Genomic DNA, 13569 nt, shown 5'->3' on the forward strand with positions numbered 1-13569 from the left:
CCGTTCCGGACGTCCGCTGGGTGCGGGGGTGCTGCTCCCCGGGGGACTGGTGCTGACCTGCGCCCACACCGTGCTGTCCCGGCCCGGCCTCGACGGCAGGCGCATCCCCTTCGACACGGTGTACGTCGACGTGCCGGCCGCCCCGGGACCGGAGCCCGAACCGCTGCGGGCCCGGGTGCTCCAGGAGTATCTGGTCGAGCCCACCACCGAGTTCGCCGGCGATCTCGCGCTGCTCAAGCTCGACCACGAGCCGGCCGTGCCGCATGCGGTGCTGCACCGACAGGTGCCGGGGCCCGGCAACCCCGTCCATCTGACCGGCTATCCGGAGGACCTGCCGGGCGGCGAGCATCTGACCGCGCGGCTGATGGGGCGCGGCGGCCCCGGCCACCGGGCGGAGTGGGTGCAGCTCGACCCCGAGGGCGCGCCCTACACCGTCCGCCACGGCTACAGCGGCAGCGGTGTCGTCCACAGCGGGTCGCGGCGCCTCCTCGGCATCCTGGCCCATCAGTTCGGCACACCCAAGGCCCCGGTCCGCCGCGAGCACGCGTACATGATCCCGACCGAGACGGTGCTCAAGCATCTGCCGCTGGAGCGGCTGGGGATCACCGTCACCGGGCCCAAGGCCGTCTCGGCCGGTGTCGCGGTTGCGCCCGAACGGACCGCGTCCGGCCGGGTGCCGGGGCTGCACCGCAGGATGACGCACTGGCTGGACGGCGCACCGGACACGGACCCGGTCGAGGTGCTGTTCGCGGGCGAGGGCGAGCAGGCGCTGCTGTTCACCATCCGCAGCGCCCTCACCCTCGCCGACCGGGAGCAGAGCCCGCCGTCCGCCTCCGGGAGCACGGCGGGCGAACCGCAGATCGGCGGCATCGACATTGCGGTGGATGCCACCAACCGCACGGCCGACGAGCTCGCCGGGCTGACGGCCGAACGCATCGGCCTCGACAGGGCGCCGTCCTCGGGCGGCCCCCGTACCGCGCTGCTGGAGCGCATCGCCGAGGAGAGCCCGCCGCTGAGCACCGCGTTCCTGGCCGTCGACCGCTCGGCGTCGGCGGACGAGGAGATGGTGGCGCTGCTGCGCGCCGTGCTCGCCCGGGACGACAGCCGGCTGCTCCTCGTCTTCAGCGATCCGCAGTCCCCGCTGCTGGAGCGGGTGCGCGATGAGCTGCTGGAGTCGGGCTGGCCCGGCACCCGCGTCGAGCGGCTGGCGGTCCGGCTGACCCGGCTGGCCGAGACCGAGCAGCGCCTACGGCACCTGCCGCCGTCCGCCGCGCTGCCCCGCCCGCGGCCTCCCGAGGAACAGTCACGGCGGCTGCGCGACGAACTGCGGCGGCTGCGCGAAGGCGGCCCGCTGCACGGCACGAAGGCCCTCCCGCAGGCGCTGTTCCAGCTCACCGTCGCCGTCGAGACCGCGCTGCTGGAGGCGGAGAACGCCGAGGCGGTGCTCGCCGGGCCGCAGGGGCCGCGGGACTTCGCCGTGGAGCTCCCCGGCGACGGGCTGACCGATCTGCCGTCCGTGGCCGTGCGCGACCCGGACGCGCTCGTCATCGGGTCCACCGGACACCATCTGACGGGCGGCGACCGGCTGCACCAGCAGTACGAGGTCGTGGGCCCGCTCGGGCAGGGCAGCCACGGCCAGGTCTATCTGGCCCGCGATCTGCTGCTGGACAACCGCCCGGTGGCACTGAAGGGCATCCTCGACCCGGGCAATCCCCTCGCGGTGCTCCAGGCGCACCGTGAGCGGCTGCGGCTGGTCAGCCTCAACCATCCGTCGGTCATCCGGGTGGTCAACTACGCCCGGCATCCGTCGACCTCGGCGGAGTTCATCGTGATGGAGTTCGCCGACGGCGCTCCGCTGGACTGGGTCGCGGCGCGCATCGCCCAGCACGATCCGCCGTTCTCCGGGCCCCGGCTGCGGGAGTTCATCGTCGTCTACGGGCTTCAGATCCTGGACGCGCTCAGCTACCTCCACGACCAGGAGGGCCTCGTCTACGGGGACCTCTCGCTCACGAACGTGCTGCACTGCGGCAACGGCATCAAGCTCATCGACGTCGCCGGCGTCCGCAAGCCGGGCGATCCGGGTCCCGTCAGCCACCGGCCGCCGGAGACCGGCCCCGGCGGGGAGATGACCACCGCGGGCGATCTGTACGGCGTCGGCGCCGTGCTCGGCGAACTGCTCGCGAAGGCCCCGGCGCCCCCCGCCGACCTCGGCACGGAGTCGCTGGAACGGGCCCTGCGCCGCGCGGTGGCACCCGACCCCAAGCGCCGCTACGCGTCCGCCGACGAGATGTCCCTCCAACTGCGCGGGGTGCTCCGCGAGTTGCGCTCGCTGCGGCTCGGCGAGGAGACGTTCGAGCCCTCGCCGCTGTTCGACCCGGCGGCCTCGGCACTGGACGGCCAGTTGGGCAAGGCGCCACCGCTCGTGCGCTGGCGCTCCGGCAGCGGCCTCGCCCTGCCGCTCGGCTCGGGGGTGCCGGGCCCCGCCGAGGTCGCGGTCGCGCTCCCGGTGCCGAAGGCGGACCGCGAGGACCCCAACTGGAAGGAGCTCCAGCGCACCTCGTACGCCGACCCGGCCGGTCTGCTCCAGCTCAGCGACGAATGGCTGGGCTCGCCCGAACTGCATCTGCTGCGCTGCCGGCTGCATCTGGAGCTCGCCCGCGACCAGGTGCGGCAGCCCGACAAGCATCTGGTCGCCGCCGGGATGGAACTGGAGCGGGCGCGCCGGCTGCTCGGCGACCGCGCCCGGTTCGACTGGCGCCTGGACTGGCACCAGGGCCTGAACGAACTCGCGCACGGCCGGCTGCGCCAGGCCCTGAACTGCTTCGAGGAGGTCTACAGCGCGATCCCCGGCGAGTACGCGCCCAAACTCGCCCTCGGCTACTGCCACGAGAAGCTCGCCGACCTGTGGCGGTCCGCCGAACCGCGCACCGCCGAGCACGAGGAGCACCGCGACCACCACGAAGAGCAGGCCATGCGGTTCTACGACGCGGTCTGGCGGCGCAACCACGCGCTCGGCAGCGCCGCGTTCGGCCTGGCCCGCATCCATCTCGCGCGCCGCAGCCCCGACCGCGCCCTGGCCTCGCTGGACGGTGTGCCCCCGGACTCCCGGCATCGCACGGCGGCCCGCACCGCGATGGTCCGCATCCACGCGAGCCTGCCCGCGGACGGCTCCGCGCCGAGCACGGCGTCCGCGGTGCGGGCGTACGCCGCCCTGCGCCGGCTGGTCAGTCACGAGGGACTCACCGACAGGCAGGCCTACGAACGGCTCACCGCGGAACTGCTGGAGCTGCTGCTCGAACTCGTCCGTGGCGCACGGGAGAAGGGCATGGCCGCGGACCCGCTGACGGAGCTGCGGTCCGCGCTGCCCGCCGCGGCGTCGGTCCCGGCAGGCGAACGGGAACTGCGCGAGCAGCTGTCCGCCTGTTACCGCCGGCTCGCCAAACAGGTGCCCCGCACCGACGACCCGGAGGACGCGGCGCTCGCCGAGGCGCTGCTGGACAACGCGTACCGCACCCGGCCGCTGGGCGTGCGCCACCAGCGGGACCGGCGCACCCGTGAACGCGCCCGCCGGTCCGCCGGTGACTGGCTCCCCCAGGTCGTGCGGCGGCCCCGGACGTCCGGGGAGGAGGCATGACCGCGCTGCGCCCGCCCGAGACCGCCGACGAGGCGCCCGCCCGGTCGCGGCCGGGCAGTTGGCGGGCCGTGGTGCGGCTGCGCGCGGCAGAGGCCCGGCTGCGGCCGGCTGCCGCGCGTGGTCTGCACGCGCTGCGGCGGTTGTTCCCCGAGTTGTGGCTGCGGGCGTCGGGACGGGCCGGCGGCGGCACTCCCACCGCCGGGTTCCTGCGCCGGCGGATGGTGGTGCTGCCCGCGCTCGCCGTGATCGCCCTCGCGCTCTCGGGAGCCGCGTACACCGACATCCACGACCGTACGGAACGCCTGCGGGACCGGTGCGCACCGGCGCTGGTGGACCTGGCCCGCGCCCGCACCTCGCTCGAACTGGCCCAGGCGCAGGCCAGTACCCGGCTGAACACCGGTGACCGGCCCGGCATGGTCGCGCTCGGCGAGACCTACCGCTCCCGGCTCACGGAAGCCACCCAGAGCCTCGGCCGCGTCGCGCAGTCCGGCGCCCTGCGCAAGGCGCAGGAGCAGGAGCTGCGGGTGGTGTCGGGCCTGGTCGTCGGGTACGGCGACAAGATCGCCTGGGCCGAGCGGCACCGCGCAACGCCCGTGCTGCGCAAGGCCGGTGTCGCCTACGCCGACGACATGCTCCGCGGACGCGTGGGCACGGTGTCCGACAGTGACGAGATGCCGCCCACCTCCATCCTCGACCGCATCGCCGGACTGGAGAGGGACCTGCACCGCGAGAACGGCGATCTGGCGGCCTGGAGCCCGCTGACCCTGACGGCCGCGGCCGCGGCGGCCCTTGCCACCGCCCTCTTCGCGTTCGTCCTCGTCGGCACCTCGGTCTTCCTGCGCGACCGGCTGCGGCTGGTCAGCGTGCAGCTCGCGGCGGCCGCGGTGCCCGTCCTGGTCACTCCGGTCCTGCTCGCCGCGGCCGGGGCAGAGGAACACGGCGCGCAGGTCCAGGTGCGCACGGACCTCGGCGTACTGGAGCGGGTCACGGCCGGCCGTGAGGCGCCGCGCCTGATCGAGGCCACCGCACACCGGACGGACACGGTGATGCGCGGCGCCACCCCCGACACCTGGTCGCTGACGGCGGGCATCGCGTCCGCCGCCGCCGGGACCGGAGCGCTGGCCTGCGGTGTGACGCTCTACCTCTACGTCCGGCCCTATCCTCCCGCCCGCCCCCGACGGAAGTACCCGGACGCATGAAGCGCTTGAGGGCCCTGTTCGCCTGCATCCTTCTGACCGCGGCGGCGCTGACCGCGGGCGGCTGCTCCGACCCGGCCGAGAAACGCACCCTCGTCATCCTCGGCGCGTGGACCGACGGCGAGGAGAAGCCGTTCGTCGAGGTCCTGCGGAGCATCGGGAAGCGGACGGGTCTCACCTACGTCTACAAGGGCACCCGGTCGCTGCGCGAGACACTCGTCGCCCAGCTCCAGGCGGGCGCTCCACCGGACATGGCGATCCTCAACAGCCCGGGGGACGCGGCCGAGTTCGCCCTCGCCGGGGACGCGTACCCGCTGCCGGAGAAGGTGTCGGGCGCCGCGGTCCCGCCGTGGGCACCGACGGTCACCGTCGAGAACGAGCAGGGCGAGGCCCGTACCCACGCCTACTGGGCGCCCGTCAGGGTCGATCTCAAGTCCCTGGTGTGGAGCCGCGGGAAGCCGGCCGGCCAGGCGACCAGCGAACGCCCCTGGTGCCTGGGGCTGGGCTCCGGGGCGACGTCGGGCTGGCCGGGCACCGACTGGATCGAGGACCTGCTGCTCCAGCAGATGGGCGACACGGAGTACGAGCGGTGGGCGACCGGCGGGATGGAGTGGAAGGAGACCGCACCGGCCTGGCGGAAGTGGGCCGAGTTGATCGCGGACGGCAAGGGGGACCTCGGCACGGAGGGGCTCAACTCCTCCTTCGAACGGCTTCCCGACGGCCGACGCGGGCTGCTGAAGAGCGGCCGGTGCGACTACGAGCACCAGGGGTCGTTCATCCGCCGCCACTACGACGACGAGGTGCCGCCGGTTCTGCCCACCCCGACCGCCCGCTTCCTCGGCCTGAAGTCGGCGGAGGCAGACGGCGCGTACGAGGTCTCGGGCGACATGGCGGCCGTCTTCCGGCCCAGCGCGGCCGCCTGGGACCTGCTGGGGCGGCTCACCTCCCGCCAGGCCCGTGAGGACTGGGTGAAGGCCGCGCCGGCGGGCGAGCGTCCGTTCTTTCCCGGGACGCCCGTCGGCGGCACCCCGCAGTCCGGAAGCACCCTGGCGGTCCAGAAGCTGATCGACGGCTCGCGCCAGATCTGCATGGACGCCTCGGACGCCATGCCGCCGACGCTGCGGGACGCGTTCTACCGCGCCGTCCTGGAGTTCCTCGGCGCCGGGGACAAGGAGAAGGTCCTGCCGGGGCTGCTGGACCAGTTGGAGGCGGAGCGGAAGCTCCAGGAGAAGGAGAACGCCTTCGTCCTGGACGACCTCTGCGACAGCCCGGCGGCGGCACCGTAGCGCCGGGCCGCCCCGGGCTCGGAGTTCAGGGCACAGCGGTCAGCGGTCAGCGGTCAGCGGTCAGCGGTCAGGCGAAGACGACGGTACGGCGGCCGTTGAGCAGGATGCGGTGTTCGGCGTGCCACTTCACCGCGCGGGCCAGCGCCTGGCACTCCACGTCGCGTCCGATCGCCACCAGCTGCTCCGGGGTGACCTCGTGGCCGACCCGCTCGACCTCCTGCTCGATGATCGGGCCCTCGTCGAGGTCGGCCGTCACATAGTGCGCGGTCGCACCGATCAGCTTCACACCGCGCGCATGCGCCTGGTGGTAGGGCTTGGCGCCCTTGAAGCTCGGCAGGAAGGAGTGGTGGATGTTGATGATCCGGCCGCTGAGCTGCTTGCACAGATCGTCCGAGAGCACCTGCATGTAGCGGGCGAGCACGACCAGCTCGACGTTCTCGGCGTGCACCAGGGTGAGCAGCTGCGTCTCGGCGGCGGCCTTGTTGTCCTTGGTGACCGGAATGTGGTGGAACGGCACGTCGTAGGAGGCGACGAGTTCGGCGAAGTCCGTGTGGTTGGACACAACCGCGGCGATCTCGACCGGCAGCGCGCCGATCCGGGAGCGGAAGAGAAGATCATTGAGGCAGTGGCCGAACTTGCTGACCATCAGGACGATCCGCATGCGCTCCTCGGCGAGATGGATCTCCCAGTCCATCTGGAAGGCATCACCGACGGCGGCGAAACTGGCGCGCAGCTTCTCCACGGTCACCGGCGCCTCGGCCGAGAAGTGGACCCTCATGAAGAACAGACCCGTGTCCCGGTCCCCGAACTGCTGACTGTCCTCGATGTTGCAGCCCGTGATGAAGAGATAGCTCGACACGGCGTGCACGATGCCCTGTTTGTCGGGGCAGGAGAGCGTCAGGACGTACTGGTCGGTCATCCTCGTAGGGTGCCATATCCGCCACACCGCACCGGACGCCGTCCGTCAGACGGACCGGCCGGAGCACGCTAGGGTCTTTCGTTTGGATCAGGCCGGGTCAGTGAGCGGGGTCTGGTGCGTGCGATCGCAAGGCGAAGGAAGGAGCCGACGCGGAGCGTCGGCGACTGACGACAACGCGGCGAGCGTGCGTGCCAGGGCACGCGAGCCCGGCAAGATCCGAACGACAGGCCCTGGACGACTCAGGCCGACCGGGTCATGATGCGCAGCACGTCCAGCGAGCGCGGCGGTGCGTCCGGGTCCTCGCCGTCGTTGGCGGCCAGCCGTACGTGCGCGTCACGGGCGGCACGGACCGCCTCCGGCCAGCCGTGGTGCTGCATGTAGGCGGAGACGGCGGCGTCCGCACCCACCTGGTGCATGATGCGCAGCACCCGCAGGACGGCGACGTCGACGAGGGCCGCTTCGTTGGAGTCGCGGAAGATCGTGCCGACGTATCTCTCGGCGGACCAGTTGTCCAGCCAGGTGTCCTCGACCAGCCGGTAGACGGCGTCGGTGACATCGCCGTACCCCTCCCGGCCGGCCAGCCAGGTCTCCTGATGGAAGACGGGGTCGGAGAGCATGTGCAGCGCCGAGCGCACATTGCTGCGCCAACGCCACCAGGGCATGTCAGTAGGGGGCATGTCGCCCATGGTGGAGGAGCGACGCCCGCGACGGGAAGAGGGGACAGGACCTTGCTGCACGCCTTCGATCGTACGTTCCTTTCTCCGCCCCGCCGACAGGCCCCTGCAATTCACTTTCCGGTCACCCGCCGTTGAGCAATGCACACTGCTCCGTTACCCGGGAGACGGAAATGTGACGCAGCATGACCGGTTGGCGACGTTCCTCCTCCCCCCGCCCCTCATGGACCTCACGGGTTCGCGCCGTACGCATACCTGCGGTGGCAGTGGTGGCCGGAACGTTGCTGGTCACCGGGTGCGGCGTGCTCCCTGGAAGCACGGGGGGCTCCAGGGAGCCCGTCACGGTGATGACCTTCGCGCCGCAGGACACCAAGGCCACCAACATGCCCGGCATGCCCGCCATGGCGAAGGCGTACGCCCGCTGGGTCAACTCCCACGGCGGCATCGACGGCCACGAGCTGCGCATCATCTCCTGCAACGAGCAGAACACCTCCACCGGCGCGGCCACCTGCGCCCGGCGCGCGGCCAAGGAGGGCGTGGACGCCGTCGTCGGCTCCTACAGCCAGCACGGCGACGCCTTCATGGCCCCGCTGGAGGCCGCCCGCATCCCCTTCATCGGCGGCTTCGGGATATCGGAGGAGGAGTTCACCAGCTACCTCTCCTACCCCGTCAACGGCGGTCAGGCCGCTCTGCTGGCGGGCCAGGGTCTGCAGCTCGCGGACGTGTGCCGCCGGGTCGCCCTGGTGCGGCCCAACTCGCTGGCCGGCGACGAACTGCCCGAGCTCCTGAACGCCGGCCTCGCCGGGTCCAGCCGCCGCGCCTCGACCGACATCCTGGCGGCGGAGGACGCGACCGACTACACCCCGCAGGCCGAACAGGCCCGCACGAAGGCGGGCGCCGGAGCGGCGACGGACGACGACGACCGCCCCGGCTGCGTCACGGCGGCACTCGGCGACCGCACCGAGACCTTCATCGACTCGTTCCGCCGACTGCCCGAGGACGACCGCAAGATCAGGGTCTCCTCGGTGCTGAGCAGCGTCAGCCAGTCGCTCATCGACCGCACCGGCGGACGCAACGGCCCGCTGGAGGGCGCCTTCCTCACGGGCTGGTACCCGGACGCCGCCGACGCGCGCTGGGAGGAGATGAAGAAGGTGATCAGCACCCACGCCTTCGGCGACAACCGCATCGACCCCGCCGACGCCGGTGTGCAGACGACCTGGATCGCCTACACCGTGCTGAAGACGGTCATCCAGTCGCTCGACTCGGACGAGATCTCGCCGGGGAAGATCTCCCGCGCCCTCGACACCGGAGTGCGGGTGTCCACGGACGGGCTCACTCCGCCGCTGCGCTGGGAGTACGAGGACATGCTGGGCGTCTCCGGCTTCCCGCGGCTCGTGAACCGGGGCGTGACCTTCCAGGTCGTGCGGGACGGACGGCTGGTGGCGCAGCGGGACACCTTCGTGGACGTCTCGAAGACGCTGACGGCGTCGGTGAGCGGTTCGGACTGACGTCTTCAAGGGCGTCCGGATCCGGCTGACGCCGGCCTTCGCCGCCGCCCGCCGGACCGCCCGTGCGCGGCCGCCGTTCGCCTACAGCTGGTCGCTGCGGCGCTCGGTGAGCTCGTACTTGGTCGCGATGGAGTTCCAGAGGCCGGACGCCTCCTGCTTGGCCTTGGTGGCCTCACCGCTGGCCCGGTTGCCCTGGGCCGACTGTCCCGTGTTGCGGGCCCGGCCGTCCTTGCAGCCCTTCTTGCTCTTCACCTGCGTCGCCCAGACCGCGTAGTGGTCGTCCGCCGAGGCCGACGACTTCCAGGCCTCGTTGAGCGCGGCCGTCAGCTCGGAGTGACGGGGCAGCTTGTCGACGCTCAGCCCCTGGAGCCGGGTCACCAGGCTGCGGCGCTGGTCCGCCGCCCCGCGCAGGTCCGTCGACGCCTGGTCGAGGTCCTTGCACTGCTTGATGTTCTCCACCGAACGGATCACCGCGGCCCGGCTGTTGTTGCTGTCGGCGAGGAGCTTGTCGAGCGCCTCGGCCTGCGGCTTCGCCGGATCGTCCGCGGCCTTCGGGGAGTCGTCGTCGGGGACGGACGAGGACGCGGCCACGTTCTCGCCGGCGCCCGGGTCCTCCTTCTTGTCGTCACCGCCGAACACCACCGCGCTGACGCCGAGTCCGAGCACGGCGCAGCCGACGACCACGGCCGCGACGACGGGCACCCGCGAGGATTTGCGCCGCCGCGAGTCCGGCTCCTGCGGCTCGTAGGACGCCGCCCGGCGCTGCTGCGGAGCCTGCTGCTGGTACGCGGGCTGCTGCGGGTCGCTCTCGATGCGGGGCAAGTGCTGTGTGGCGTCCGCCATGGGGGCACCCGGGGCGTCCGACCGGAACAGGCTGTCGAACTCCGCCGGGGGCTGCCGCTCGCCGGGCGTCCCGGGCCGGATGCCCAGCGGCGCCCCGCTGGGCGCCGCCGGTACCGGCGGCAGGAACTGGGTGGCCGCCTCGCCCGCGCCGCCGTGCCCGGGGTGCGCCCCCGCGCCGGGCAGCGACCGGGTGCCGAGGAAGGTGGTGGACTCGGCCGACGTCTCGGGCGGCAGCGCGCCCGCCGTCACGGGCGGGATGAACTGCGTCGCGTCGGTGGCACTCACGCCCGGGGCGGACGCCGGAAGGGCCTGTGGTGGCACCGCGTCCGGCAGGGGCTGCGCCGGGGGCAGCGGCTGCGCCTGGACGCCGTAGGCGGCCTCCGGGGCCTCGCCCCAGCCGCCCTGGGTCCCCTGGGACGGCTGAGGGTCGTACGGCTGCGGAGCGGGCTGCGCGTACGGGTCGGGCCGGTACGGGCCCTGCGCCTGCTGCTGACCGCCGTGCTGATCCTGTCCGTACCGGCCTTGCCCGTACTGGTCCTGCCCGTAGTGGCCCTGGCCGTACTGCTGGTCCTGCTGGGCTCCGTAGGGGTCCTGGCCCTGCGGCTGCTGTCCGTACCGCTGCGCTCCGTACGGATCCTCGTCCTGCTGCCCGAAGGCCTGACCGGGTCTGTGGTCCTGTCTGTGGTCCTGCTGTCCGTACGCGTCGCTCTGCGCCTGCTGCTGCCCCTGCGACGGGCCCCAGGGCTCGCCCCACGGCTGCCCGCCGGCCGGAGCCGCCTGGGCGCCGGAGGCACCTGGTATGAAAGGCTCTGACCCGTCGGCGGGCAGCACGACGCCTTCGTGCGCGGGCCGGGCAGCGGTGTGCCGCTGCTCGTCACCCTGTCCGCTGTGCGTCACCGGGACTCCTACGTGTGGACCTACGGAACCGTCGGTTTACGCTACCGGGTCCGCCGCGCACCCCGCACACACGTGTGGAAGCAGTAACAAGAAGCGACCGCCCGACGCTGTTAACGGCCTGATCCCGGCTCTCAGGCGGCCTGGAGCTCCAGCCGCGCACCGAATTCACGGACCGCCGGCTCGTCCGCGTACGGCTCCAGACGCTGCTGGAGATCGTCCAGATACTCCGCGCCCCTGCTGGATCGCAGCCCGCCCAGCAGCTCCACCGCGCGCGTCCCCGTGTGGCAGGCCTGCTCGACCTCACGCTGCTGGACCTGCGCCGTCGCGAGCAGGACCAGCCCGATGGCCCGCCGCCTCGCCCGTGACTCGGGGTGGCCCTCCAGCGCGTCCGTGGCATGGCGCGCGGCCGCCTCTGGCTGGCCCAGATCGCGGTAGCAGTGCGCCAGTTCGTCCGCGAGATAGGCGCGGTCGAAGTGGGCGATCCACGCCGGGTCGTCGCCGGACCGCGGTTCGGCGCGCTCCAGCGCCGTCTGCGCCCTGCCTGCCACGGCGTGACAGGTGTGGGCGTCCCCGAGGAGGGCGTGCCCGCGCGCCTCGGCCGCGAGGAACATCGCCTCGGCCCGCGGGGTGACGTGTCCCCGGGCGCCTTCCTGCGCGGCCCTGGCGAGTTGGGCGATCTCCCGCGGGTTGCCCAGCTGGGCGGCCAGATGACTCATGGAGGCGGCCAGCACATAGCCGCCGTAGGCGCGGTCACCGGCCGCCTGGGCGAGTCGCAGCGCCTGGATGTAGTAGCGCTGGGCGAGCCCGGGCTGTCCGGTGTCGACGGCCATGTACCCGGCGAGCTCGGTCAACCGGGCGACGGCCGCGAACAGTTCGCGGCCGACCGATTCGCGGTACGACCCCGACAGCAGCCCGGAGACCACGGAGTTGAGGTAGTGCACGACGACCGGACGGACATGGCCGCTGCCGAACCGGTGGTCCAGTTCGGTGAGGGCGGCCGTCATCGCCCGTACCGCCTCGACGTCCGAGACGCCGACGCGGGAGCCGGCGGTGCGCGCCACCTGGGTGTCCGCGCCGGTGATCAGCCAGTCACGGCTCGGTTCGACGAGCGCGGAGGCCGCGACGGCGGAGCCGGACAGGAAGTCGCGCCGACCGACGTCGCTGCGCCACAGCTCGCAGACCTGCTCGATGGCGCCCAGCACCGTCGGCGAGAACTGGAGTCCGACGCCCGAGGCCAGGTTCTTGCCGTTGGCCATGCCGATCTCGTCGATCGTGACCGTCCGTCCCAGTTTCCGCCCCAGCGCCTCAGCGATGATCCCGGGCGCCCGGCCGCGCGGCTGCTGGCCCCGAAGCCAGCGCGCCACCGACGTCTTGTCGTAGCGCAGGTCCAACCCGCGCTCCGTGCCGACCATGTTGACGCGTCGTGCCAGCCCCGCATTCGAGCACCCGGCTTCCTGGATGAGTGCCTGCAAGCGTTCGTTCGGCTGTCGTGCGACGAGAGGCCTGGCTGCCATGACTACCCCCTGAGGCCCGCGGTGATCCACGCAGTGATCACTGCCCGGCTGATATACGGAGAATGCAGACTTGAGCGACTTGGTCTCTTTTTTCCGGAAGCCACGCGCGGCGCGCGCTCCCCCGGCCGACGGCGCGTCCCCCTGCCGACGGCCCCCTGCGAGTGGCTACCCGCTCCCCGTGGCCCGGCCGCGTGCGCGCCCCCGTCCATGCACCCATGCGCCCCGCATGCAGGATCGATGCTCCGTGGCCGGGCGCGGGACGCCCGTAACCCGTGGTGACGGCGGGAGTTGAGTGTGACGTGGAAGAGACCATGGGAGTCACCGAAGCCGCCCAGATCCCGCAGCAGCGCGGTGAGCAGCTGCTGGACCATGCCGTGCGGTACGCGGAAGAGCGGCACTGGGACGTGTTTCCCGGCACCTGGCTGGAGGCGGTGGAGGGCCGCGAGCAGTGCTCGTGCGGCGACACCGACTGCCTGTCCCCCGGCGCACACCCGGCGCGGCCGGACTGGGCGAACCAGGCCACCGGCAGCGCGGTCGCCGCCCGCCGGCTGTGGTCGAAGACGCCGAGGGCGTCCATCCTGCTGCCGACGGGCCGTACCTTCGACGCCCTGGACGTCTCGGAGTCGGCGGGCTTCCTGGCCCTCGCCCGGCTGGAGCGGATGGATCTGCCCCTCGGCCCGGTGACCTGCACCCCCGACCGCCGCATGCTCTTCTTCGTCCTGCCGGGCGCGGCCCCCAAGATCCCCGAGCTGGTCCGCACCCTGGGCTGGGCGCCGTCCTCCATCGATCTGGTCGCCCGGGGCGAGGGCCACTACGTCGCCGCCCCGCCCACCAGGATCGGCGGCCACGGCGCGGTGCAGTGGGCCCGCCGCCCCACCCCGGCGAACCGGTGGCTGCCGGACGTGGACGAACTGCTGAGCCCGCTGGCCTACGCCTGCGGCCGTGAGGCGGCGGCGGAGCGCGCCCGCCGCGGCTAGGGAGTGTCGTTCGGATCCAGGGCCTGCTCCCCGCCTCCGGGCTGTCGGCGGGTGCATCACCTCGGCCGCTGCGCGGCTGCCGCTCCCCCACCCGCCGTACATATGGTGGACCTCGTACGTA

At 72.8% G+C, this 13569-nt stretch carries 9 protein-coding genes; 5 read left to right on the forward strand and 4 right to left on the reverse strand.

Annotated features, from left to right (window positions below):
* Nucleotides 1-28: 28 nt before the first annotated feature.
* Genes ACQPWZ_RS15905 through ACQPWZ_RS15915 form a run of 3 tightly spaced genes read left to right on the forward strand, consistent with a single transcriptional unit; the run spans nt 29 to nt 6116 of the window.
* Nucleotides 29-3634, forward strand: coding sequence for a tetratricopeptide repeat protein (locus tag ACQPWZ_RS15905; protein ID WP_433571670.1), 3606 nt, complete (start codon nt 29-31; stop codon nt 3632-3634).
* On the forward strand, nt 3631-4833 hold the full coding sequence (locus tag ACQPWZ_RS15910) for a hypothetical protein (RefSeq protein WP_433571671.1): 1203 nt from the start codon (nt 3631-3633) through the stop codon (nt 4831-4833). Before ACQPWZ_RS15905 ends, ACQPWZ_RS15910 begins: the two co-directional genes overlap by 4 nt.
* The gene (locus tag ACQPWZ_RS15915; protein WP_433571672.1) at nt 4830-6116 is read left to right on the forward strand and encodes an extracellular solute-binding protein; all 1287 of its coding nucleotides are present in this window, start codon (nt 4830-4832) and stop codon (nt 6114-6116) included. The genes ACQPWZ_RS15910 and ACQPWZ_RS15915 overlap by 4 nt, the downstream gene beginning before the upstream one ends.
* A gap of 67 nt (nt 6117-6183) precedes the next feature.
* Here the strand turns inward: ACQPWZ_RS15915 and purU are convergent, their stop codons facing one another.
* Both purU and ACQPWZ_RS15925 read right to left on the reverse strand, forming a co-directional pair.
* The gene (gene purU / locus ACQPWZ_RS15920; RefSeq protein ID WP_433571673.1) at nt 6184-7035 is read right to left on the reverse strand and encodes a formyltetrahydrofolate deformylase; all 852 of its coding nucleotides are present in this window, start codon (nt 7033-7035) and stop codon (nt 6184-6186) included.
* Between the two features lie 239 nt (nt 7036-7274).
* Complete coding sequence (locus ACQPWZ_RS15925) at nt 7275-7721, reverse strand: SCO4402 family protein (RefSeq protein ID WP_340477891.1); 447 nt, start codon at nt 7719-7721, stop codon at nt 7275-7277.
* A gap of 173 nt (nt 7722-7894) precedes the next feature.
* Here ACQPWZ_RS15925 and ACQPWZ_RS15930 point away from each other — a divergent pair, with 173 nt between their 5' ends.
* Nucleotides 7895-9217 carry an ABC transporter substrate-binding protein gene (locus ACQPWZ_RS15930; protein WP_340473731.1) on the forward strand — a complete coding sequence of 441 codons (1323 nt, stop codon included), beginning with the start codon at nt 7895-7897 and terminating at the stop codon, nt 9215-9217.
* Nucleotides 9218-9298: 81 nt separating this feature from the next.
* Here ACQPWZ_RS15930 and ACQPWZ_RS15935 read toward each other — a convergent pair whose 3' ends face one another.
* Nucleotides 9299-10957, reverse strand: a complete 1659-nt coding sequence (locus ACQPWZ_RS15935) for a hypothetical protein (RefSeq protein WP_433571674.1) — start codon at nt 10955-10957, stop codon at nt 9299-9301.
* A gap of 131 nt (nt 10958-11088) precedes the next feature.
* Nucleotides 11089-12471, reverse strand: coding sequence for a transcriptional regulator (locus tag ACQPWZ_RS15940; protein WP_383233762.1), 1383 nt, complete (start codon nt 12469-12471; stop codon nt 11089-11091).
* Between the two features lie 311 nt (nt 12472-12782).
* On the opposite strand from ACQPWZ_RS15940, the gene ACQPWZ_RS15945 reads away from it, so the two are divergent.
* Nucleotides 12783-13448 (forward strand): bifunctional DNA primase/polymerase, encoded by a 666-nt coding sequence (locus ACQPWZ_RS15945; RefSeq protein ID WP_340473734.1) that lies wholly within the window; start codon nt 12783-12785, stop codon nt 13446-13448.
* The last annotated feature ends 121 nt before the right edge of the window (nt 13449-13569 follow it).

This window comes from Streptomyces sp. CA-251247, assembly GCF_050952975.1.
Classification (GTDB): Bacteria; Actinomycetota; Actinomycetes; order Streptomycetales; family Streptomycetaceae; genus Streptomyces; species Streptomyces achmelvichensis.